Here is a 21,806-nt window from a genome sequence, read left to right as displayed (position 1 = left end):
TCGTTTGTGAGGAATGCCGTGACTTCGGCGGCGTACGCGGACGGCGCGCAGAGGAACGGGGGACGAGATCGTGACCGAGTCAGCACGCCTTGCACCGCAGCGGCGGGCTCTTATCCTCGACATCGTGCGCCGCGAGGGCGCCGTGCGGGTGGCCGATCTCGTGGAACAGCTGGGCGTCTCCGACATGACCATTCGTCGGGACCTCGACGTGCTCGCCCGCACCGGTTCCCTGTCGAAGGTGCACGGGGGCGCGATCAGCGCCTCCGTCACCACAGGAGACGAACCACCGTTCGAGACGAAGGCCGGTCTGGAGTCGCGGGCCAAGTCGGCGGTGGCCGAGGCCGCCTCCGCCCTCGTGAAACCGGGCAGCGTCGTCGCCATCTCCGGCGGAACGACGTCGTATGCGGTAGCGACCCGGCTCCGGGAGGTCGCGGGTCTGACGGTGGTGACCAACTCCCTGCCGGTCGCCCAACTGCTGCGGCCCACCGGGGCCGAGCCCGGCCCCACGGGCCCCACGCTGCTCCTGACCGGCGGCACTCCCACCAAATCGGCCTCGCTCGTCGGCCCCCTCGCCGACCAGGCGATCCGCTCCCTCCAGGTGGACCTGCTCATCATCGGCGCCCACGGCGTCTCCGAACGCGCCGGCGCGACGACTCCGAACCTCGCCGAGGCCCAGACCAACCGGGCACTGATCGACTGCGCCACTCAGGTGGCCGTGGTCGCGGACCACACCAAATGGGGCGTCGTCGGTCTCAGCCGGTTCATCACCCTCTCGGAGATCGACTACTTCGTCTCCGACGACGGCCTCGACCCCGAGGCGTGCTCCGTCCTGAGGGATTCGGTGGGAGAACTGCTCCTGGGCACCACCCAGCCCTGAAGGCCGGCGCCGACAAGGTCTCATGCAGGATCGAGGGCCTGGATCTCGTCCAGGTGGTTCTCGACCCAGTTCCGCAGCTGCCCCAAGGGCTCCGCCACGCTGTGGCCGAGCTCCGTGAGCGCATACTCCACGTGCGGCGGCACTGCCGGGTACACGGTCCGGTCGACGAACCCCTTCTCCTCCAAGCGGCGCAGCGTGTTGGTCAGAACCTTCGGACTGACACCCTGGAGGCGGCGGAGCAGGACGCCGAAGCGCTGCGGTCCGTCCTCCATAGCGCCGATGGCCAGCGCGGACCACTTGTTGGCCAGCAGGTCGAGCACCTCGCGGCACGGGCACTGCGCCGCGTAGACGTCGTGCTGGTCGTGCCGCTCCGACGTGCAGCCCATGACCATGGCTTTAACTCCCTGTCCGGTGCGTCGTCCACCTCGATACTTCCCAATGGGAAGTAGCCTCCCTTGCAGGTTACTACGTCCCCGGGGGTACCGTCCGGAACGGGTCACCGGCTCCCTCCCCGGCCCGGGTCAGGAGCCCGGATCGACGGAGTCGGAACCCCCGACCGACGTCGCCTCAGGACAGCGTCCTGACGCCGGCGGCCGACTCGGAGAAGAAGACCACCGTAAGAGGAAGCGGGATGAACGAGATGCCGAACGAGATGCCGGACGAGACGATGCGGGCGGTCGCCTACCGCGCGAGCCTGCCGGTCGAGGACGACGAGAGCCTGGTGGACGTCGAACTGCCCGTGCCGCGGCCCGGCCCGCACGACCTCCTCGTCCGCGTCGAGGCCGTCGCGGTCAACCCGGTCGACTACAAGGTGCGCCGCAACAACGACCCGGGCGGCCGCCCCAAGGTGCTCGGCTGGGACGCGGCCGGCACCGTCGTCGCGGTCGGCGACCTGGTCGAGCTGTTCGCGGTCGGCGACGAGGTCTACTACGCCGGCGCGATCGACCGCCCCGGCACCAACGCCCAGTACCACGTCGTCGACGAGAGCATCGTCGGGCCCAAGCCGGCCACGCTTTCCTTCACCGACGCCGCAGCTCTGCCGCTGACCTCCCTCACCGCCTGGGAGGGCCTCTTCGAACGGCTCGGCCTGCGCGAGGGAGAGGCCGGACGGGAGAGCGGCACGCTGCTGGTGACAGCGGCCGCCGGCGGCGTCGGGGCCATGGTGGCGCAACTGGCGCGGGCCCTCACCGACCTGACGGTGATCGGCACCGCCTCGCGGCCGGAGAGCGCCGAGTTCGCACGCCGGATGGGCGTCACGCACGTCGTCGACCACCACCGTCCGCTGCCGCAGCAGGTGGCCGAGGTCGCACCCGGCGGCCTGGACCACGTCTTCAGCACGGCCGGCACGGACCGCAACCTCGCCGCCTACGCGGAGATGCTGGTGCCCTTCGGCGGGATCGTTGCCATCGACGACTTCGGGCCCGTGGAGATCGGGCTGCTGAAGTCCAAGAGCATCTCCTTCCACTGGGAGCTGATGTTCACCCGGTCGCTGTACCGCACCCCGGACAGGGCTCGGCAGCACGACATCCTCACCCGCGTCGCCGGGCTCGTCGACCGCGGCGCCCTCGCGACGACCGCCACCACCGACCTCGGCACGGTTAACGCGGCCCATCTGCGCGAAGCCCACCGGGTCCTGGAATCCGGCAGCGCCATCGGCAAGATCACCCTCACCGGCTTCTGAGCCGGTGACCAGAACTCACCCAGCGCGCCGCCCCGGCGCCGTCCGACCCGAGGAGAAGGCCATGTCCCCCCTTTCCCACCCGCTCGTCGCCCTTGCCCGCGTGCGCGCGAAGCCGACGCGGCGCCGAGCGTTGCAGGACGCCCTGGCCGCACTGGTCGAACCGTCCCGCGCCGAGGACGGGTGCTTCGACTACACGCCGTTCGAACTGCTGGAGGAGCCCGGCACCTTCTACGTACGCGAGACCTGGGCCGACCAGGAAGCCCTTGACTTCCACATGGCCACGCCCCACTTCCAGGCCTTCGCAGCCCGCTTCGAAGAGCTCCTGGCGGAGCCGATCAGGCTGATTCCGCTGCGCGAGGTGCCCGTCGCCGCCACGGCCGACCCGGCCTGACGTCCGCCTGCCCGCCTGTCCGCCCGGCACAGGCGGGCTCCCCCGACACCAGCAAGCCGAGGAGATCCCATGCCTCGCATCGCCCGCCTCACCATAGCCGCTCCGAGCTCCCGCAAGGTCAGCCCGTGCGCCCACCGCTACGAGCTTCCCGCGGACCTCAAGGCCCCACGCCTGTTGCGGACCTGGATCACGGCCCGGCTCGCCGGATGGCACCTGCACGGGCCGAGCGACGACCTCCTCCTGGTCGCGACCGAACTGGCCACCAACGCCGTGCGCCACGGCGGCACCCCGGCCCGGATCACCCTTGCCCTGCGATGTCCCGACACCGGCCAACGGGTGGTGCGGCTGGAAGTCGAGGACTCCGGCCCGGGTTTCGACCCCCGCTCCCGCACCCACTCGGTCCGCGTCGAGAGCTGCACGGGCCGCGGCCTGCTGCTGGTGGACACGCTGAGCAGCGCCTGGGGAGTCCGCCCGACGGCCGCCGGCCAGCTGGTCTGGGCGGAGCTGCCCACCTGACCGTCCGCAGCAAGGACTTGCCATCGCGTCAATGTTTACGCAAACATTCAGGGCGGCGACAGTCCCGCGCGCGACCCGCGCATCCCTGCTCAGTTGAGGAGCACGCGCATGCCCCTTCTCCAGATCGAAGACGACGGATTCCGGCTCGACGGAGATCCCTTCCGCATCCTCTCGGGCGGACTGCACTACTTCCGCGTCCATCCCGACCTCTGGGCCGACCGGCTGCACAAGGCCCGTCTCATGGGGCTCAACACGGTGGAGACGTACGTGCCGTGGAACCTCCACCAGCCGCGGCCCGACGAGTTCCGCATGGACGGCGGGCTCGACCTGCCCCGGTTCCTCGATCTCGCCGCCGCCGAGGGGCTGCACGTACTCCTGCGGCCCGGCCCCTACATCTGTGCCGAATGGGAGGGCGGCGGCCTGCCCTCGTGGCTCCTGGCCGACCCGTCCATGCGCCTGCGCAGCCGCGCCCCGCGGTTCCTCGCCGCGGTCGACGACTACTTCGGCCGGCTCCTGCCCCCGCTGCACGACCGCCTCGCCACCCGGGGCGGGCCGGTGCTGGCCGTGCAGGTGGAGAACGAGTACGGCGCGTACGGAGACGACACCGGCTACCTGGAGCACCTCGCCGACTCCCTGCACCGCCACGGCGTCGACGTGCCGCTCTTCACCTGCGACCAGCCGGCCGACGTCGAACGAGGGGCATTGCCGGGCGTGCTCGCCACCGCGAACTTCGGCAGCCGGTCGGCGGCGCACCTCGCGACCCTGCGCACCGCCCGGCCGTCCGGGCCGCTGCTCTGCACGGAGTTCTGGATCGGCTGGTTCGACCGGTGGGGCGCACACCACGTCGTCCGCGGCGCGGAGCAGGCGTCCCAGGAGCTCGACGAGCTGCTCGCGACCGGGGCCTCCGTGAACTTCTACATGTTCCACGGCGGCACGAACTTCGGATTCATGAACGGCGCCAACGACAAGCACACCTACCGGCCGACCGTGACCTCCTACGACTACGACGCCCCCCTCGACGAGGCCGGCGACCCGACCGAGAAGTTCGCCGCCTTCCGCAAGGTCATCGCCAAGTACGCCCCGGTCCCGGCAGAGGTACCGCCCCCACGTGCTGCGAAGTTCAGCCTGGAGGCGGTGGAACTGACCGAGAGCATCGGTCTGCTGGACGCCGCGCCTGCCCTCGGGGACGCCGTCGCCTCGCGCCGTCCGCTGACCATGGAGGAACTCGGACAGGGCTACGGCTTCGTGCTGTACGAGGCGGACCTGCCGGATGCCGGGCCCGCCCTGCTCCACATGGAGCAGGTACGCGACCGCGCCCAGGTCTTCGTCGACGGCCAGCCGGTGGGGGTGCTGGAGCGGGAGAGCCACGAGCACGCCCTCACTTTCGCGGTCCCGCGGCCGGGCGCCGTCCTGAGCGTTCTCGTCGAGAACCAGGGGCGGGTGAACTACGGCCGGGGCATCCACGACCGCAAGGGACTGCTCGGCCGTGTTTCGCTGGGCGGCTCCCCGCTCGACGGATGGACCAGCCGACCGCTGCCGCTCACGGCCCTCGAGGACCTGCCGTTCGCGACCGGGCCGGCCGCACCGACCGGGCCGGCCTTCTACCGGGGCACCTTCGACGCGGACCGGCCGGCCGACACCTTCCTCCATCTCGACGGCTGGCGGAAGGGCAGCGTCTGGGTCAACGGCTTCGCCCTCGGCCGCTACTGGTCCCGGGGCCCCCAGCACTCGCTGTACGTCCCCGGCCCGGTGCTGCGCAGGGGCGCGAACGAAGTCGTGGTACTCGAACTCCACGCACCCGGCCCTGACCGGAAGGTGGCCTTCCGGGACACGCCCGACCTCGGCCCCGTCGAGGACTGAGCGCCCCGGCGGCCGTGCGGGGCCGTGTCCCACGTCGTGGGTTCACACGGCCCCACCGGTGCACAGGTGCCGGGGCGAAGGGGCGGGGCGGGGCGGGTCAGACGGCCGAGCGCCGCCACTTCTGGTTGTCGCCGCCGTTGCACGTCCACTGGACGAGCCGGGTGCCGTCGGCCCATGACTGGTTCGCGACATCGACGCACTTGCCGCTGTGCTGGGCGACGAGGCGCATACCGGTCGGGCCCGCCTGGGCCGTCCTCCACTTCTGTCCGGGCCCGTCGCCGCAGGTGGTCTGGACGACCGCGGCGCCGTCATCGGGGGACGCGTCCCGGACCGCGAGGCACTTCCCGCTGTGGCGGAGCATGATCCGTACCGAGCCGTCCCCCACGCCCTGGAACCACACCTGCTGGTTGACGCTTCCCGCCGTGCAGGTCCACTGGATCAGCGCGGCGCCCTCGGCCACCGACCAGTCGGCGGCGTCGGCGCACTTGCCGCTGTGCGCGGCGGTGAGGGTGTTCCAGTCCCCGGTGCCCCGCACGGTCCCGTTCTCCGTGGAGATGATGATCTGCGGGTAGTAGTCCATGGACAGGGTGGTCCTGGTCGGGAACTTCAACGGGAGCCAGATGTACTGCGAGTCGTTGACCGTGCCGCCCATCGAGTTGCCCCAGCGGTCGCCCATGTACAGGTGGCTGGTGACACCGGACGTCCCCTCGACGGGCAGTACGAAGGCCGTCTGGGAACCGTAGGTCCTGCCGTCGCCCAGGTCCCGCAGCGAGCTCCAGGTGCCGGTGATGCTGTCGGCCGTGCCGTACTTCTGCTGGTTGGGGGACCAGCCGGTGGCGCCGGACGTCACGAGGAAGTAGACGCCGTCGCGCTTGAACAGGGCCGGAGCCTCGCGCGACTGGCCGGCCCACAGCTTCTGCACCCGGGTCTCGACGCCGGTGTAGTCCGCGGTGAGCCGGTAGACGTGCAGGTCTGCGTTCTCGTTGGCGGCGGAGATCATGTAGCCGGTGCCGTCGGTGTCCACGAAGGTGGTGATGTCCCGAGACATGTGCCCCAGCGGCCGGAAACTACCGCGCCAGGAGTAGTCGCCGTCGACCGTGGAGGAGACGGCCACCGCGGCACGGGCTTCGCTGTAGTCGGTGGCGCTGCCCTCCTTGTGCATCCACATGACGAACTGTCCGGTGGCGCGGTTGTACATCACCTTGGGGCGCTCGATGTTGGCGGTGGCCAGCTCCGGGTCGGTCGCCTGGGACAGGACGTGGCCGCGGAACTCCCACGTCTTCAGGTCGGTGGAGCGGTAGGCGGAGACGTACCGGAAGCTGTTGTCGGGGTTCCGGTCCTCTCCGAACCAGTAGTAGTACTCGTCCACCTTGATGACCCCTCCGCCATGGGCATGGACGGGCCGGCCGGCGGGATCGGTGAACTGCGTCGCGTTGATGACGGTGACGGGGGAGGGGGAGGCCGCGGCGGTGCCGAGACCGCCGAGGAGGCTCGCGAAGAGGGCAACCAGAACGGCGAACAGGGCTGCGTTGCAGGGGGGATGACGTCGCATGAGTACCTCGCGATGGCTGGCGGGCAAGGAGGTGTCCGTGGGCGGACGGGCCCATGGCTCCGGACCCGGCGGAGAAGCCGGTCCCGGTTAAATCGGTGTTCCACCTCTGTAATGTTTACGTAAACACCCAGTGGTTGGCTGCGAGTCTGGGGACCGCGTCGGGGACTGTCAAGCAATCGGACGCGAATCGTCACAACCGGCCGGGTGCCGCCTCGCCACCCAACTCCGCTTTGCTCGTTGAGGATTGGCCAGAAGGTCTGCGGCCGGGTGTACGTGAAGGGCGCCCCGGCGGGCGGCATGGCCGTCCGGCGACTCCTTTTTCGGCCAGCGGGCGCAGAATGCTTGACGCTCCCCACCGGGAGTGCCACGATCGCCGGACCGATGGTTACGTAAACATTTCTCATCAGGTCCTGCCCCATGGAGGCCGATTCCGGCCCGGAGGCCAGTCATCCCTTCCTCCGTCGCGGACCTGTAGGTCACTGACGCAAGGACCCACCATGTCGCTCCTGCCGGCACCGGCAAAGGCAGTCCCCCCATCCCGTTCCCGTTCACGCGCACGTCGGAACGCCCTCGTCGGCTGGGGGTTCGCCGGACCCTTCGCAGCGGTGTTCGCCCTCGTCTTCCTGGCTCCCATCGGGTACGCGTTCTATCTCAGCCTGATGCGCGACCGGTTGATCGGCGGTACCTCCTTCGTCGGCGCGGACAACTATCTCCAAGCACTGACCGATGCGCGCTTCTGGGAAGGATCGGCCCGGGTGGGGCTGTTCCTGCTCGTCCAGGTGCCGGTCATGCTGGGGATCGCGTTGCTCGTCGCGCTCGCCATCGACAGCGGCCGGCTGTACGGCAAGGCATTCTTCAGGGTGGCCGTCTTCCTTCCCTACGCCGTACCGGCAGTGGTGGCCAGCCTGATGTGGGGGTTCATCTACGGCACCCGGTTCGGCCTGGTGGGCAACCTGAACGACGCCTTCGGCCTGGCGCTCCCGGACCCGCTCTCGCCCCCGTTGGTCCTCGCTTCCATCGGCAACGTCGTGACCTGGGAGTTCGTCGGCTACAACACCTTGATCTTCTATGCCGCGCTCAAAGTGGTTCCGCGCTCCCTCTACGAGGCGGCGGCCATCGACGGCGCCGGGGAGTGGCGCATCGTCACCGCGATCAAACTGCCGGCCATCCGCAGCGCGGTGGTCATCGCGACGATCTTCTCGATCATCGGGAGCTTCCAGCTGTTCAACGAGCCGAACATCATGCAGAGCCTCGCTCCCAACGCGATCACGACCGACTACACCCCGAACCTCTACACGTACTCGCTGGCCTTCTCCGGGCAGCAGCACAACTACGCGGCGACCATCGCCATCGTGATGGGCGTCTTCACCGCGGTCATCGCCTACGCGGTCCAGCTCCGCGGCATGCGGAAGGGCTGAGCACATGATCACGGACCCCACCGGTGTCTCCTCGGACACGAGGGAGCGCACCGCCGACTCCTCCGGCGCGGACGCGAGCGGCGCCACCGGATCACAGAGGCCCCCGGCTGCCGCACCGCCCAGAGCGGCGCCGAAGCGTCGCCGCCGACGGGCCCACACCCCGCTCGATCCCAGGCCCAGCATCCCGCTGACCCTGGTGACCGGCCTGGTCCTCGTATACACCCTCCTGCCCCTCGTGTGGCTGGTCATCAACGCGACCAAGGACCAGGAGGACCTCCTCGACTCCTTCGGCCTGTGGCTCGGCGAGGACTTCCAGCTCTGGGACAACATCTCCCGCACGCTGACCTATGACGACGGCGCCTTCGTCCGCTGGACGCTGAACACACTGCTCTACGTCGCCGCCGGCGCGGGCGGTGCGACGCTGCTCGCCGTCCTCGGCGGATACGCGCTGGCCGTGTACGAGTTCCCGGGCCGCCGAGCCGTGTTCGCCGTCGTCATCGGGGCCGTGGCCGTCCCCGGCACGGCCCTCGCCGTCCCCACGTTCCTGATGTTCAGCGGCATGGGCCTGGCCAACACGCCGTGGGCAGTGATCATCCCCTCCCTGGTCTCGCCCTTCGGGCTCTACCTGATGTGGGTGTTCACCGCGCAAGCGGTACCTTCCGAACTGCTCGAGGCCGCCCGCATCGACGGTGCCGGCGAGCTGCGCATCTTCTTCCGGATCGCCCTGCCGCTGCTGATGCCGGGAACCGTGACGGTGCTGCTCTTCTCCATGGTCGCGACCTGGAACAACTACTTCCTGCCGCTGATCATGATCAAGGATCCGGACTGGTATCCGCTCACCCTCGGTCTCAACGCGTGGAGCGCCCAGGCCAGGACCGCGGGCGGCGAGCCCGTCTTCGACCTCATCATCACCGGCTCCCTGCTCACCATCGCGCCGATCGTCGTCGTCTTCCTCCTGCTCCAGCGCTACTGGCAGTCGGGCCTGGCCGCCGGCAGCGTCAAGGAGTGACGCGTCCGGCTGCGCGCTCGGCCCCTCCCGTCCCACTTCATCCGCACACCGAATCAGGAGCACCACCGATGAGAACGAACAGCCGCCGCCGGATCGTCGCCGCCGTCGCCGTGACGTGCGCCCTGACCCTCGGCGCCACCGCCTGCGGATCGCCGGACCCGGGGGCCGACAGCGCCGCGAAGGACGTGGCGGCAGCACTCGAAGCCGGAGGCAAGGTGACGGTGTGGGCGTGGGAGCCCACGCTCAAGAAGGTGGCCGCCGACTTCGAGAAGAAGTACCCGAAGGTGGACATCGAGCTCGTCAACGCGGGCACGAACAACAAGCAGTACACCGCGCTCCAGAACGCCATCGCCGCCGGCTCGGGAGCCCCGGATGTGGCCCAGGTCGAGTACTACGCGGTCGGTCAGTTCGCCATCGGCAAATCCCTGGAGGAGCTCTCCCCCTACGGCGCCTCCGGCCACGACCAGGCCTTCACCACCGGTCCCTGGAGCGGGGTGAAGTACGGCAAGGGCATCTACGCCCTCCCCATGGACTCCGGACCCATGGCGCTGTTCTACAACAAGAAGGTGTTCGACCGGCACGGCATCGCCGTCCCCACCACCTGGGACGAGTACGTGGAAGCGGCGCGCGCCCTGCACAAGGCGGACCCGAAGCTCTACATCACGAACGACACCGGGGACGCCGGCGCCACGACCAGCCTGATCTGGCAGGCGGGCGGACGTCCGTACAAGGTGGAGGGCACCGAGATCGGCCTCGACTTCGGGGACGCGGGCACGGCGCAGTACGCGGGTACCTGGCAGAAGCTGATCGACGAGCGACTGCTCGCGCCGGTCACCTCCTGGAGCGACGAGTGGTACAAGGGACTGTCGGACGGCAGCATCGCCACCCTGTCCATAGGTGCCTGGATGTCGGCCAACTTCGTCACGGGTGCCCCCGCCGCATCGGGGGACTGGCGCGTGGCTCCCCTCCCGCAGTGGACCAAGGGCGCCAAGGCGGGCGCGGAGAACGGGGGTAGCTCCCTCGCCGTGCCGAAGGCGTCGAAGAACAAGGCGCTGGCCTACGCCTTCATCGAGTACGCGACCACGGGGGCCGGCGCCACGGCCCGTGTGTCCGAGGGCGCCTTCCCCGCCACGCGGGCGGACCTGGAATCGCAGGCCTTCCTGGACACCCCGTTCCCCTACTTCGGGGGTCAGCAGGCCAACCGGATCCTGGCCGAGGCAGCCCGTGACGTCGCCGCGGGCTGGTCGTACCTGCCGTACCAGGTCTACGCGAACTCGGTCTTCAGCGACACCGTCGGCAAGGCGTACGTCTCCTCGACGACGCTGACCCAGGGCCTGGAGGCCTGGCGGGCCACCAGTGCCAAGTACGGCACGGACCAAGGGTTCACCGTCGCCCCATAGCCGGCATCGGCGAGGGCGTGAGCCGAGGTCGCGCCCTCGCCGGCCGTTCATGCCGTGGACCGTGATGTTGAGATGTGTTGATTAGGTTCCGATTCTGATCGGAATCGGGCAGGATTGGGACGTGAACTACCATGCCACGCGGGACCGCTACGCATCCATGACCTACCGCCGGGCCGGACACAGCGGTGTCCGACTGCCCGTCGTCTCGCTGGGCCTGTGGCACAACTTCGGTGACGGCCGGCCGTTGGAGGTGCAGCGGGCGGTGCTGCGCCGGGCGTTCGACCGGGGCGTCACGCACTTCGACCTGGCGAACAACTACGGCCCGCCGTACGGGAGCGCGGAGCGCAACTTCGGCCGTCTCTTCGCGCAGGACTTCCGTCCGTACCGGGACGAGCTGTTCATCGCCTCCAAGGCGGGCTACGACATGTGGCCCGGTCCGTACGGGGACGGCGGCGGCCGCAAGTACCTGCTGGCGAGCCTGGACCAGTCGTTGCAGCGGATGGGCCTGGAGTACGTGGACGTGTTCTATTCGCACCGCTACGACCCCGAGACACCGCTCGAGGAGACCATGGGGGCGCTGCACACGGCGGTGCGCTCAGGTAAGGCGCTGTACGCCGGCATCTCCAACTACCCGGCCGAGCGGCATCGCGAGGCGGTGGCGATCCTGCGCGAGCTCGGCGTACCGGTACTGCTGAACCAGGCCCGCTACTCGATCCTCGACCGCACGCCCGAGGGCGGACTGCTGGACGCGGTGGGCGACACCCGAACCGGCCTGATCGCCTACTCGCCGCTCGCGCAGGGCCTTCTGACGAGTCGCTACCTCGCCGGCGAGGTGCCCGCCGGTTCGCGGATGTCGGTCGGGCACTTCCTCAAGGAGGAGGCGCTGACCGGCGCCAAGCTGGAGCAACTGCGGGGCCTGGGCGAACTGGCGGAGCGACGCGGACAGAGCCTGGCGCAACTGGCGATCTCGTGGGTGCTGCGCGACCCGCGAGTGGTGTCCGTGATCATCGGCGCGAGCAGCGTGAACCAACTGGATCAGAACCTCGACGCACTGCACGGGGGACCGCTGTCCGAGGACGACCTGGCGGAGATCGACGCGCTGAGCCGCTGAAAGAAGACGCCGGGGATCCGCGGGCGGTCCCCGGCGGCGTGCGGTGGGCCCGTTCGCAGCCGGTCAATTGTGGATGAGTTTCGGTCAACCGGAGGTGCGGTTTTCAGCCCCATGGTCCGATGTCCCCTTCTGAGGGATCCGGCGAGTGCGAGGCGCAGCATGGCAGCGACGACCGAAGAGCCCTGCAGGGCCCTGTTGGAAGCGGCACCGGACGCGATGGTGATCGTGGACGACGCCGGGGTGATCCGCCTGGTCAATGCCCAGACCGAGGCCCTGTTCGGGTACCCGCGGAAGGAACTCCTGGGGCGGCCCATCGAGGTGCTGGTTCCCGAGCGGTTCCGCGGTCAGCATCCCAGCCACCGGCTGGGCTACGCGGCCAGCCGGCAGGTGCGCCCGATGGGGGCGGGGCTGGAGCTGTACGGGCGGTGCCGGGACGGGCGCGAGTTTCCCGTGGAGATCAGCCTGAGTCCCCTGGAAACCCCCGACGGGATGCTCGTCTCCGCAGCCATCCGCGACGTCACGGAGCGCAAAGCCGCCGAGGAGATGCTCGCCCGGCTCTACGAGCAGCAGCGCCACGTCGCCCTCACCCTTCAGCGCAGCCTCATGGGCTCACCGCCGGACGTCCCGGGGATGCCGACTGCGAGCCGCTACTTCCCGGCCCGGCCGGGTGGCAGCGCCTGACCTTCCGCGTCAGTGGCCTGGCCACGATCGGCGGGGGCGGCTACTGGGGGCTGTGGGAAAACCAGGACTCCACCGTCGCCACCGTGCGCGACGTCTGGGAGAACCCCGACCCCGCCATCGCGGCCGCGGAGACCAGCGGCATCGCCGCGGCCTCCGCCCTCGCCGTCGGCGGCCTGGCGTACGGGCTGCTGACCCGCAAGCGCCGGGCGTTCATGCGGGAGTGGGTGACCCCGCTACACGAGGCGCTCGCCGTGCCGCTGGGCATGTCGGAGCTCACCGACCCGCGCCGCTACCTCCACGTCCCCAGGAAGTTCTCCGACGACGACGCGGAGATCCGCATCGACACCCCCGGACACCTGCGGTTCAACGAGGACCTGGTCGCCGACCTCATCGTCAAGAAGCTCGCCCTGGAGAACGTCTCCTTCACCTGGCGCCGCGCGGGCAAGGACACGCACGTCATCGTCAGGAAGCGCAAGGCCCCGCCCAAGAAGCTGACCCTGTCCGACCCCGGCGTACGCGAGATCCTCGCGAAGATGCCGGAGTCCGCCCCGCTGATCGGCCTGGGAGCGGGCAAGAGGAAGATCTCCGTCGACCTGGACGCCGATTCCCCGCACGTCCTGATCTCCGCAGGCACCGGCGGCGGCAAGTCCACCATCCTGCGCTGCATCACCTGCCAGTTCATCCACAACGGCGCGCACGCCTACGTGCTCGACTTCAAGCGGATCTCCCACACCTGGGCCCGCGGCGTGCCCGGCGTCACCTACTGCCGCGACATCGCCGAGATCCACGACGCCCTGGTCCGCCTCGCCCAGGAAGGCCGGCGCCGACTCGCCCTCGCCGAGCAGCTGGCCGACGACGTCCTCGAACGCGAACCGCGGCGAGTGGGTCCGAGGATCGTGTTTCTCCTCGAAGAGGTCAACGCCACCATGGCGCAGCTCAAGCGGTACTGGGCGAAGATCCGCGAGTCCGGCGACCCGAAGACGTCCCCGGCCGTCGAGGCGCTCGCCGAGATCCTCTTCATGGGCCGCCAGGTCCGCCTCCGCGTCCTCCTGGTCGCCCAGTCCGCCACCGCCCGCGCCATCGGCGCTCACGGCCACCGGGCCGACGAATCCCCGCAACTCACCCGGGCGCGACCTCCCAGCTGATCTGACGCTTCGAGGTGTTGCCGTCGCAGTCGGCCGCGGTGAACGTGACCTCGGAGCTGCCCTGCCGGGTGGGCCTGCCGGTGACCACACCGGTGGCCGCGTTCAGAGTCAGCCCCGGGGGCAGTCCGGTGGCGGTGAAAGTGACGCGCTGACGCTGCGGGTCGGGTGCCACCAGCCGCACCAGGATCTCCGCACCGACCACGCTGTTCTGGAAGTTGACCCACTTCAACGACGGGGCCAGCGGTGCCGGAGGCACCGGGTCGCTGCCGTCAACCCCGGCTGCGAGCCATGCCGCGGTCACGGACTTGGCTTCCGTGCTGTTCTTGCCGTACAAATCGGCCGCGGCTCGCAGGGTCGCGGCGCGGGCACCGGAGAAGTTGGAGTTGGGCATCAGGTAGCGGGTCAGCGCGCGATACCAGATCTTCCCGGCTTTGTCGTTGCCGATGCCCTTGACCGCTGGCGCTCCGCCGCAGGTCGGGCTGTCCCCCCACTGGGACTTCCCGCTGCCCACGGCCAACTGGTAGAAGAACTTGTTGCTGATCCCGGCGATGTGGTGATTGGGTTCCTCTCCCTCTCCGACACCCGGTGACCAGCAACCCTTGGACGCTCCGTCCTTGGTGGGATCGTCCATGTACCGCAGGGGTTTGCCGCTCACGCCCTCACCGATGGTGTAGTCCGGCCGGTCCTTGCCGTTGTTCGCCGAGAACTCCACCAGGGTGCCGAAGATGTCGCTTGTGGACTCGTTCAGGCCACCGGACTCGCCGTTCAGATTCAGGCCCGCGGTCATGCCGGTGATCCCGTGGGTCATCTCGTGTGCCACCACGTCGGTGGTGTTCCATGCGGCGTTGCCACCTACCGCCGGGCCCAGGACCATACAACCGCACTCCGGGTCGTACTGGGCGAAGAATTCACCGTCGGGCGGGCCCACGTCGGTGAACAACCGGGGCCCCACCCCGTCGTCGTGAATGCCGCGCCTCCCGTGCTGTTTCAGGAAGTAGTCCCAGGTCTGCGTGGCGGCGACGTAGGCGTCCACGTCCGTGGTCCGCCGGTCGTCCTTGCTTCCGTTGCCCCAGACGTTGTCGGCGTCCGAGGACGGCCTGCCCCGGTCCCAGCCCTGGTAGTAGTCGTTGGCCAGATTGCGCACCTGGAGACCGCCGCGCTCGGGATCCACCAACACGTGGTCACCGTTGGTGTCCCGGCTCGTGCTGATCTTGACTTCACCGTTGTGATAGCCGTGCCCGAGACCGGTGTTCGGTGTGCCTGCCTGGGCCACCCCGGTCGTACCCAAGGTGGCGGCCACGGCCGCTGTCGACATGAGTGCTTTCCATGTGGTTCTCACGGCGAGTAGGAAGGCCAGGAGTGAGATGGGGTTGCTTTTCCGGTGAAACTCGCGGGGCGAAACCATCGCAAGTCGGGGGCCGTGAAACGAACGGTGTTACTCCTGATCATGGAAGATGTGCCGGTGACCAGTAACAACATGCCTGAACTGGAAACCGTCGAGGTGGCCCAGCCGCAGTGGGTGAAGGCTGTGGATGACCAGCTGATCGAGGAGTTGGTGGTCCGGGCCCAGGCCGAGGGGCTGCTGCGGGACGAACCCCATCACATCGCCCGCGCACCGCCCCGCGATCGCCTCCAGCAGCGTGGTCTTGCCCGGCTCCGCTGCCACCCGATGGCGGTCACCTGCAGCCGTTGTTCGAGCTGGTGCGCCGAACCGAGGGGCTCAAGCCCTTCGGGCACGGCTTCACCGCGCCGGTCGTCGAGATCGCGATCGAGCCCCTGGGCCTACGCGTGCCTGTGGTGGAACGCTGCCGAGGAGAAGTTCGACGTGATCCTTCGCCCGGGGGTTGACGAGGGCAACCCCCACATCGCCGAGACTCTCGAGCGGTGCAGCTAGGCTCGTAGGCATGGGATTCGACTGGGAGAACATGCTCGGCACAAGCGGCAACGGCCTCGGCGATGCCTACGACGGCGCGGTCTCCACAGTCATCTACAGCGAGGACCCGGGGGGTGATCGTCGGCCACTCCCGGTCGGCGAAGAGCACGACGACTCAGACGGCCTGCGCTGACCTCATCGCAGGTCAGGGGGTCGCCAAGAGACGGCCGAGCTCGACCCTGCGCTCCATGGGGAGTTCCGGCCAGCTCGCGACGAGATTCGCAACCAATGCATTGCGGTCGTCTTTGACCTGTTCCTGTACCTGCTTGTCGGGGCGGGAAGGGATGACCGGCATGGCCAGCGGCGGCAGGTCCGACTCGTGAATCTTCAGATTGCCGCCGACCCGGACAGCAGGGATCGCGCCATCGGTCTACGGATCGCGATCGAGGGACCGCGGTTCGCGTCCTCCTGCAGAAGAGGCATGGGAGGCCAAGCTCGCCGCGCTCCGCTCCTACCATCGTGTCACCGGGCACCTCGCACCCCGACAGGGCGCGGTATGGGGCGAAGGCGACGAGATGGTGCCCATCGGGCAGCACATGGCCAACCTCCGCAGGAAGGGCGCGAAGAACGGCCTGGGCAAGGACCCGGACCGGGTCGCGGAACGCGCGGCGCAGCTCACCGCGATCGACGAGGACTGGGACTGCCCGTGGCCGCTCGACTGGCAGCGCCACTACCGCGTGCTGGCGGACCTGATCGACGCCGACGGCCAGCTGCCCGACATCGCACCCGGCGTACTCATGGACGGCGACGACGTCGGCAATTGGCTCCAACAGCAGAAGCAGCCGGCCATCTGGGCGCGGCTGCTGCCCGAGCAGCAGGCACGGCTAACCGCGCTCGGCGTGCAACCAGCCCAGGCGCCGCCTCCGGCCCCTGCGGCCAGCCGCGGGGCGAAGGGCCCGAGCAAGGCACAACAGGCTTTCCAGCGGGGCCTGGAAGCCCTCACCCAGTGGGTGGAACGGGAAGGCGCCCACCGACCGGTCCCCAGGGCCCACGGGGAGGAGATCACTGTCGACGGCGAAGCGGAGCCGGTCGTCGTGAAGCTGGGCGTATGGATCTCCAACACCAAGACCCGACGCGACAAACTCACCCAGGAGCAACTGGACGCCCTGCGGGAGCTGGGCCTCGACTGGGCATGACCGCTCCCTGGGCCGGTCCTGAATCCGAGGCCCCGGGCGTCATGCCTGGGGCCTTCCCCTTCCCTGGTGCACGGCGGGGTGCAACACGGAACCAGGCCGACCGTTGCCGGTGTTTGTGCAGCTCAGGGGCGCAACATAGGGGTGTGTTGCACCTGCCACGTGGGGGCCGTCACCTTGTCGTTGGTGGCGGCCCCCAGTGCTTGTTCGCTCTGAGTCAGTTCAGTTCGTCAGGATAGAACCGTCCGTACCTGTTGATCACCTTGCTGGTGCTCCAGTCGATCCGGTCGACCCAGTCGGAAATGCGGGAGTCCGCCATCTTCTGGGTCTTGGTGACCCTTTCGAGGTCTCCTCCGAGAAAGCCGGCGCGCAGCAGCGGGTGCTGGTCGCCCGATGCGAGTTCACGCTCGAGCCAGTGGGATGCCAGCGGCCGGTAGTCGCCGCGCGTCCCGGAGACCAGCAGGTGCGGCGTGCCGATGTAGTTCCCGGCGTCCTCCTGGACGAGCAGGCGCAGGTACTCGAAGTGCTCCCACGCCTCGGTGAAGGCGTTCTCGTTGGCCACCACGTGCCCGGTGAAGATGGGCTTGAGGTACTTGTGTACCCGTGCTGCGGAGGTGGGCAGGCTGAGAACCGTGTCGGGTCCGAGCAGGGCCGCCGCGGGCATGTCGAGCCTGCTCATGATGTCCTCGGCGCGGGGGCCGGTGAGCAGGCGGGCCGCCAGCGGCCAGCGTTCGGCCGCGGCCGCGGCGATACCGGCGCTATGGAGGAGCAGGGTGGCCGGCGCGCGGCGCAGATCGTTGAGAGCCCTGTGCCCAGTACCCCACGTGACGGTTGCGAGACGCTCGACGTCGGCGAACCAGTAGCGGTCGGTGGTATCGGTGCCCCAGTAGGCGGTGACCGCAGCGAGAGCGGCCAGCGTCTCGGTCTCGGCCTCCCACGCCGTAAGGCGCCGCTCGTGCTCGGCGTCCAGATCAGGCTGGGGGAGGTCAGCGGTGTCCGTGCGCAGCGGGTGGTCGGCAAGGCGGGCGGCTTCGCGGCGCAGGGTGTCATGGAGGTTGATGGCCGGGCCGTCGCCGCGCAGTTCGCGCTTGGCGGTGGCGATGGCGGTGGCGATGTTCTGGGGGTTGGCGCGGTTGTGCTCGGCGAGGGCGGTGACGGCGTCGGCGGTGCGGGTGAGGAAGCGGTCGGCGTCGGCCGGCACGTAGGTGCCCTGGCGCTGTTCCATGAGCTCGATGGCGGTGGTGGAGAGGGGGCACGGGTCTGCCCAGTAGGTGTCGAAGCGGCGGGTGGGGCAGCGTCTGAGGGCGTTCACGAGGGCCGGGTCGTACTTGGCTGATCAGGCCGTACTCGTCGAAGACCTGGTCGAGGAGCTTGTCGACCTCCTCCTCGTACGAGCTGAGCTCCTCGGGGGTGTTGCGCATGCTGTCCGGGTCGAGGTAGTCGCCGTGGAGGTGGATGACCACGCCCTGGCGCTGTGCGTGCAGGGGGATCATCCCGGCCATGTCGGACGGGCGCCTGATGATGGTCGGGCGCAGCCCGGCCTCGCGTAGGGCGTCCTCGATGAGGTGGTCGAAGTTCAGGGTGATGATCACCCTGATGTATCCGTCGGCGACCAGGCGTGCGAGAGCGCGGTGCGCGTCCGCGGGCTGCTTGATGCCCTGCTCGCGCTCCGTCTCGTCGGGCTCGAAGTAGGAGCGGAGCAGCACCTGGCGCCCGCCCGTGGTATCGGAGAGGTCAGCCAGGAGGGTGTCGTAGGCCGGGTCGCGCTCGAAGCGGTTCACGTACCAGTCGTACGGACCGTCGTCTCCATCGGGGATCTCGACGCCCTCGACGCTGGCAATCTGGCGGATCAGATCGCACTGGACGCCCCAGGCGGAAAGCATGCCGGCCGATACGGAAGCCCCGGCACCGAGCAGCACCGCGTACCCCCGGGTACGGCCCGCAGACCGAGGGCAAGATTCACATGGGGTTCCGTCGACTGTTCGACCACGGCACGCCTCCTTGGGCACGCGGGAGCAGAGCGGCCGGAGTTGACCGCCCAGCACCAGTTTACGTCAGATGGACGAGAAGGGTGCAGTCTCGGCCACTCACAACCCTGAGGAACCGCTCATCTGACCGGCCTTCCAACAACCGCCGAGAACACGGTCTGGCAGCCGAACTCGCCAGCATCGGCACTCACCTACGGGTGGCTTCTGCGTGATTACCTACGCCCTCGTCCGCGGCGCCGTCGGGCGCCGCTGACCCGCCCGAGCCGGGGCAAGCCGTCCTGACAGCGCCGCCAGCCCCGGACACGGACAGGCCCCTCCCGGTGCGCCTCTCCTGCGCCTTAGCGCGCCCTGTTTCGGATTGCGTACGTCTCGTACGGCACGACGGCCCCATCGGCGGCAGGCTGGTCGGTGGTACCGCTGCGGGAGAAGCCGGCCTTGGCCAGGACACGGCCGGAGGCCGGATTGGCGGGGTGGTGCATGGCTTCCACCCGCTCCAGGCCAGCGGTGGTGAAGGCGAAGGCGACGACCTGCTGGGCGGCGTCGGTGGCGTAGCCGTTGCCCCAGGTGTCCTCGCGCAGGATGTAGCTGATGGTCCCCATAACGGGCGAGCGGCGGCGCAGAGCGATGAGGCCGATCATCTCGTCGGCGGCGAGGATGCCCCAGCTCCACTGCGCCCTCGGAGTCGCGGCCGCCCGTACGAGGGCGCTGCGGATCTTCTCCGGGGCCTGGTCTAGAGAGAGCGCGCGGCCGGTGGTGTACCGGACCGAGGCGCCGCTGTAGATGCGGGTGAGGGCGGGGGCGTCGTCGAGGGTCAGGGCGCGCAGGGCCATGCTGCGATCAGTTCCTTGGCGGTTGGGCGGTCGGCGGGGTCAGGGGCCAGGCAGGCGGTGATAGTGGTCTCGAAGTCGGGGAACGGCCAGGGCCGTACGTCGGCCAGCGGGCTGGCGCGGCCTGTGGCGATGACCGCCAGCTTGTCCAGGCGGTCGAGGCTGTCGTCGTAGGGGACGGGGCGGTGGCCGGTCCAGCACCAGAACAAGGAGGCACCCAGGCTCCACACGTCGGCAGCCGGCTGCGCCTGAACGTGTATGTCCGCCGCGGTCGCGAGAACGGCGGCGGCGATCTCGGGGGCGGTCGTGTGGGTTAGAGCGCCGCGGTACGGCAAGCGCCTATACGGTTCGGGGCCGCAGGCGAGGGCGTAGTCGATGACCTCGGCGCGGCCGCCTTCGGCGATGAGGGTGTTGGTGGGCTGGACGTCGGCGTGGGCCCAGCCGGCCAGGTGCTCGGCCCAGGTGCGGACGATGCGCTGGAGCCAGGTCCGGACCGACGGGCGGTCGCCTTCGGGGCCGCGGGCCAGGGCGAGCGCCCGCCACAGCGGGACGCCGTCGACCCAGCCGACCGCGAGCCACCGGCCACCGTCCCAAGGGCCGGCGGCGACGCGGTAGTCGGGGCGAAGGGCGCCGGCCTCGGTGAGGCGGAGGAGGTGCTCGTCCTCCTGGGCAATCTCGGCAGCCTTGTCCCGGGCGGTCGCCTCGTCGGGGCTGTTCGCCTTCAGGGCCACGGTTCCCCGAGGCCCTTGGATCTTCCAGGCCCGGGAACCGCGCCGGTCACTCAGGAGTCTGGCGGTGATGGGATCACCGAGCCGTTCGGTGAGGCGGGTGAGGGCTTCACCGGGGGGAGGAAGCGCTTGGCCCACGCGTCGCCTGCGGAGCGCTGTTGGGAGCACGACGCTGCTGGCCCCGATCCGGAGGCAGCCGGACACGAGTCCGTCCGGAAGACCACCGCACCGCGCACGTCGGACTGGGGTCACCGGATCGGGGGAAGGTCCCCGAACTCCCGTGCCCTCCCACAGGGCGGAGGGGTTGAGGTTGTGGCATGGGCTCGATGCGGTGCAGGGAGGACCGGAGTGTCGGCGGTAGCCGGGACGGCAGCGGCCGTTCAAGAACTCGACGCGGACCAGCGCGCAGCGCTCGACGCCTGCGTGGTCGCAGCGCTCGCCTTGAGTAGCAGTGAGGGCGAGGCGCAGGGACGGATGCGGCTGCTGATGGAGTGCCATGGTCGCTACGTGCGCTCGTTCGGGGTCCTTGAGCAGGCACCGTCCTACGAGGTGTTCGCCCGTCGGCTCCGCGGAAGCCGGGTGGCCGACCTTCTGCCGGGACGTCCCCAGGGATCAGTGCTCGGCAAGCTGTGGCTGCTCGATGACGACGGCATGCCCAGTTCGGCGCTGCACCGGCTCGCGGTGGAGGCCTCTGAGCACGGCCACCAGGCCCCGGGGATCGGTGCCGACATCCGCCATCTGCACAGCCTGCTGCGGGCGGTGGGGATGCTGCCGGTGAGTACCGGGCTGTCGCGGATCTCCGGCGAGACCGTCCAGCACGCCGTCTTCCGCGCGCTGAGGGCCGTCGGCTTCGAGGCGTACACCCAGGGCCGGGAGGCGATGGTCCGCACGCCCGTCCTGACACGGCGCGTTTTGTCCCGGAACACCGCGTTGGTCGAGCTGGGCGCGTACACCGATATCTCCCCGACCCGGCAGTTCGGCGGCCTGTGGGCAGCGTGTCCGATGTGCAGATGGACGATGCGGGCCACCTACCGCACCAACGGCGTGGTGAATGTCGAGTGCGAGGACGAGCGCCACAGCCTGCTGGGCGCCCGGTACCGGGCCGAGCCGACTGCGGTGGCGGGCTGGCGCCTGGTCCCGTGCGGCGAACTGCGCACCGTGCCGGAGCTGCTGCCCGTGGAGGGCTACGTGGCGTTGCCCTACGCCCTGTGGCTGTGGGTGACGCTCCCGGGCCTGCTGGAGGTCGAGCTGCGCGACCGGCTGGTCGCCTTGGGCGCGGAGGTGCGGCTGTGGCCGTTCGGCGACGCCTATGACCTGCATGTCACTCGTCCCGGCCGGTCCAGGGCGTGGCGCGTCGACGTCAAGACCTGGGCCGACCCGTACGGGCTGGCCCAGAAGCTGCGCGAGGATCCCGAGGGGCCCGGCGATCTGTGCTTTGTGGTGCCTGAACACCTGCGGGGGTACCTGCCGCTGCTGCGCCGGGTGGTGCGGGGCAGCGGGGCGCGCGTGCTGACCGATGGCGACCTGGTGGCGGAGGTGGAGGGGGCGTGAGCAGG

General features: G+C 69.6%; 19 protein-coding genes and 2 pseudogenes. 14 read left to right on the top strand and 7 right to left on the bottom strand.

Annotated features, from left to right (window positions below; translation table 11 throughout):
* Positions 1 to 70: 70 nt before the first annotated feature.
* A complete protein-coding gene (locus OG373_RS03695; protein WP_405435808.1) occupies positions 71 to 877 on the top strand; it encodes a DeoR/GlpR family DNA-binding transcription regulator in 807 nt (268 codons plus the stop codon).
* Between the two features lie 20 nt (positions 878 to 897).
* Here OG373_RS03695 and OG373_RS03690 read toward each other — a convergent pair whose 3' ends face one another.
* A complete protein-coding gene (locus OG373_RS03690; RefSeq protein WP_405435807.1) occupies positions 898 to 1,263 on the bottom strand; it encodes a winged helix-turn-helix transcriptional regulator in 366 nt (121 codons plus the stop codon).
* A gap of 245 nt (positions 1,264 to 1,508) precedes the next feature.
* Here OG373_RS03690 and OG373_RS03685 point away from each other — a divergent pair, with 245 nt between their 5' ends.
* The 4 genes from OG373_RS03685 (at position 1,509) to OG373_RS03670 (ending at position 5,325) form a co-directional block, all read left to right on the top strand.
* The gene (locus OG373_RS03685) at positions 1,509 to 2,558 is read left to right on the top strand and encodes a zinc-binding alcohol dehydrogenase family protein (protein ID WP_405435805.1); all 1,050 of its coding nucleotides are present in this window, start codon (positions 1,509 to 1,511) and stop codon (positions 2,556 to 2,558) included.
* Between the two features lie 61 nt (positions 2,559 to 2,619).
* Positions 2,620 to 2,949 carry a putative quinol monooxygenase gene (locus OG373_RS03680; RefSeq protein WP_052874706.1) on the top strand — a complete coding sequence of 110 codons (330 nt, stop codon included), beginning with the start codon at positions 2,620 to 2,622 and terminating at the stop codon, positions 2,947 to 2,949.
* 69 nt (positions 2,950 to 3,018) lie between these two features.
* A complete protein-coding gene (locus OG373_RS03675) occupies positions 3,019 to 3,465 on the top strand; it encodes an ATP-binding protein (protein WP_405435803.1) in 447 nt (148 codons plus the stop codon).
* A gap of 108 nt (positions 3,466 to 3,573) precedes the next feature.
* Positions 3,574 to 5,325, top strand: coding sequence for a glycoside hydrolase family 35 protein (locus OG373_RS03670; RefSeq protein WP_405435801.1), 1,752 nt, complete (start codon positions 3,574 to 3,576; stop codon positions 5,323 to 5,325).
* 97 nt (positions 5,326 to 5,422) lie between these two features.
* Here OG373_RS03670 and OG373_RS03665 read toward each other — a convergent pair whose 3' ends face one another.
* Positions 5,423 to 6,877, bottom strand: coding sequence for an RICIN domain-containing protein (locus OG373_RS03665; protein ID WP_405435800.1), 1,455 nt, complete (start codon positions 6,875 to 6,877; stop codon positions 5,423 to 5,425).
* Positions 6,878 to 7,374: 497 nt separating this feature from the next.
* Here OG373_RS03665 and OG373_RS03660 point away from each other — a divergent pair, with 497 nt between their 5' ends.
* From OG373_RS03660 to OG373_RS03635, 6 genes and pseudogenes are all read left to right on the top strand, one after another.
* Entirely contained in the window at positions 7,375 to 8,295 is a 921-nt protein-coding gene (locus OG373_RS03660) for a carbohydrate ABC transporter permease (RefSeq protein WP_405435798.1), read from the top strand.
* Positions 8,296 to 8,299: 4 nt separating this feature from the next.
* On the top strand, positions 8,300 to 9,304 hold the full coding sequence (locus OG373_RS03655; RefSeq protein ID WP_405435796.1) for a carbohydrate ABC transporter permease: 1,005 nt from the start codon (positions 8,300 to 8,302) through the stop codon (positions 9,302 to 9,304).
* 68 nt (positions 9,305 to 9,372) lie between these two features.
* Positions 9,373 to 10,704: an ABC transporter substrate-binding protein gene (locus OG373_RS03650; protein ID WP_405435794.1), complete on the top strand. Its 1,332-nt coding sequence runs from the start codon at positions 9,373 to 9,375 to the stop codon at positions 10,702 to 10,704.
* A gap of 157 nt (positions 10,705 to 10,861) precedes the next feature.
* Positions 10,862 to 11,815, top strand: coding sequence for an aldo/keto reductase (locus tag OG373_RS03645; RefSeq protein ID WP_405443922.1), 954 nt, complete (start codon positions 10,862 to 10,864; stop codon positions 11,813 to 11,815).
* A 159-nt stretch (positions 11,816 to 11,974) separates the two neighbouring features.
* Positions 11,975 to 12,484: pseudogene (locus tag OG373_RS03640) on the top strand (PAS domain S-box protein); the annotation flags it as partial.
* 95 nt (positions 12,485 to 12,579) lie between these two features.
* The gene (locus OG373_RS03635; protein ID WP_405435793.1) at positions 12,580 to 13,641 is read left to right on the top strand and encodes a helicase HerA domain-containing protein; all 1,062 of its coding nucleotides are present in this window, start codon (positions 12,580 to 12,582) and stop codon (positions 13,639 to 13,641) included.
* Here OG373_RS03635 and OG373_RS03630 read toward each other — a convergent pair.
* Entirely contained in the window at positions 13,616 to 14,956 is a 1,341-nt protein-coding gene (locus tag OG373_RS03630; RefSeq protein WP_328786974.1) for a M4 family metallopeptidase, read from the bottom strand. The genes OG373_RS03635 and OG373_RS03630 overlap by 26 nt on opposite strands.
* Positions 14,957 to 15,076: 120 nt before the next feature.
* Positions 15,077 to 15,307, bottom strand: coding sequence for a hypothetical protein (locus tag OG373_RS03625; RefSeq protein ID WP_405435792.1), 231 nt, complete (start codon positions 15,305 to 15,307; stop codon positions 15,077 to 15,079).
* A gap of 238 nt (positions 15,308 to 15,545) precedes the next feature.
* On the opposite strand from OG373_RS03625, the gene OG373_RS03620 reads away from it, so the two are divergent.
* Together OG373_RS03620 and OG373_RS03615 are read left to right on the top strand one after the other, a co-directional pair.
* Positions 15,546 to 15,707, top strand: a complete 162-nt coding sequence (locus OG373_RS03620) for a hypothetical protein (RefSeq protein ID WP_328786972.1) — start codon at positions 15,546 to 15,548, stop codon at positions 15,705 to 15,707.
* A 274-nt stretch (positions 15,708 to 15,981) separates the two neighbouring features.
* Positions 15,982 to 16,710, top strand: a pseudogene (locus tag OG373_RS03615) (helicase associated domain-containing protein); the annotation flags it as partial.
* A 1,043-nt stretch (positions 16,711 to 17,753) separates the two neighbouring features.
* On the opposite strand, the gene OG373_RS03610 reads toward OG373_RS03615, so the two are convergent.
* The 3 genes from OG373_RS03610 to OG373_RS03600 all read right to left on the bottom strand — a co-directional run bounded on the left by OG373_RS03610 (position 17,754) and on the right by OG373_RS03600 (position 20,388).
* On the bottom strand, positions 17,754 to 18,626 hold the full coding sequence (locus tag OG373_RS03610; RefSeq protein WP_405435790.1) for an SIR2 family protein: 873 nt from the start codon (positions 18,624 to 18,626) through the stop codon (positions 17,754 to 17,756).
* 407 nt (positions 18,627 to 19,033) lie between these two features.
* Positions 19,034 to 19,525 (bottom strand): GNAT family N-acetyltransferase, encoded by a 492-nt coding sequence (locus tag OG373_RS03605; RefSeq protein ID WP_405435788.1) that lies wholly within the window; start codon positions 19,523 to 19,525, stop codon positions 19,034 to 19,036.
* On the bottom strand, positions 19,507 to 20,388 hold the full coding sequence (locus OG373_RS03600; protein ID WP_405435786.1) for a protein kinase domain-containing protein: 882 nt from the start codon (positions 20,386 to 20,388) through the stop codon (positions 19,507 to 19,509). Before OG373_RS03600 ends, OG373_RS03605 begins: the two co-directional genes overlap by 19 nt.
* A 210-nt stretch (positions 20,389 to 20,598) precedes the next feature.
* Here OG373_RS03600 and OG373_RS03595 point away from each other — a divergent pair, with 210 nt between their 5' ends.
* The gene (locus OG373_RS03595; protein WP_328786963.1) at positions 20,599 to 21,801 is read left to right on the top strand and encodes a hypothetical protein; all 1,203 of its coding nucleotides are present in this window, start codon (positions 20,599 to 20,601) and stop codon (positions 21,799 to 21,801) included.
* Positions 21,802 to 21,806: the final 5 nt, after the last annotated feature.

Origin of the sequence: Streptomyces avidinii (assembly GCF_045161815.1) — a bacterium.
GTDB classification, from domain to species: Bacteria; Actinomycetota; Actinomycetes; order Streptomycetales; family Streptomycetaceae; genus Streptomyces; species Streptomyces avidinii.
Note: the sequence above shows the minus strand (reverse complement) of the source record. Positions and strands in the feature narration are given on the sequence as shown.

What these genes read in the sequence shown, in the direction of transcription:
- OG373_RS03690 (WP_405435807.1), bottom strand. Translation starts at nt 1,263, where the DNA reads ATGGGCTGCACGTCGGAGCGGCACGACCAGCACGACGTCTACGCGGCG.
- OG373_RS03660 (WP_405435798.1), top strand. Translation starts at nt 7,375, where the DNA reads ATGTCGCTCCTGCCGGCACCGGCAAAGGCAGTCCCCCCATCCCGTTCC.
- OG373_RS03685 (WP_405435805.1), top strand. Translation starts at nt 1,509, where the DNA reads ATGAACGAGATGCCGAACGAGATGCCGGACGAGACGATGCGGGCGGTC.
- OG373_RS03680 (WP_052874706.1), top strand. Translation starts at nt 2,620, where the DNA reads ATGTCCCCCCTTTCCCACCCGCTCGTCGCCCTTGCCCGCGTGCGCGCG.
- OG373_RS03675 (WP_405435803.1), top strand. Translation starts at nt 3,019, where the DNA reads ATGCCTCGCATCGCCCGCCTCACCATAGCCGCTCCGAGCTCCCGCAAG.
- OG373_RS03605 (WP_405435788.1), bottom strand. Translation starts at nt 19,525, where the DNA reads ATGGCCCTGCGCGCCCTGACCCTCGACGACGCCCCCGCCCTCACCCGC.
- OG373_RS03670 (WP_405435801.1), top strand. Translation starts at nt 3,574, where the DNA reads ATGCCCCTTCTCCAGATCGAAGACGACGGATTCCGGCTCGACGGAGAT.
- OG373_RS03645 (WP_405443922.1), top strand. Translation starts at nt 10,862, where the DNA reads ATGACCTACCGCCGGGCCGGACACAGCGGTGTCCGACTGCCCGTCGTC.
- OG373_RS03620 (WP_328786972.1), top strand. Translation starts at nt 15,546, where the DNA reads ATGGGATTCGACTGGGAGAACATGCTCGGCACAAGCGGCAACGGCCTC.
- OG373_RS03650 (WP_405435794.1), top strand. Translation starts at nt 9,373, where the DNA reads ATGAGAACGAACAGCCGCCGCCGGATCGTCGCCGCCGTCGCCGTGACG.
- OG373_RS03630 (WP_328786974.1), bottom strand. Translation starts at nt 14,956, where the DNA reads ATGTCGACAGCGGCCGTGGCCGCCACCTTGGGTACGACCGGGGTGGCC.
- OG373_RS03655 (WP_405435796.1), top strand. Translation starts at nt 8,300, where the DNA reads ATGATCACGGACCCCACCGGTGTCTCCTCGGACACGAGGGAGCGCACC.
- OG373_RS03665 (WP_405435800.1), bottom strand. Translation starts at nt 6,877, where the DNA reads ATGCGACGTCATCCCCCCTGCAACGCAGCCCTGTTCGCCGTTCTGGTT.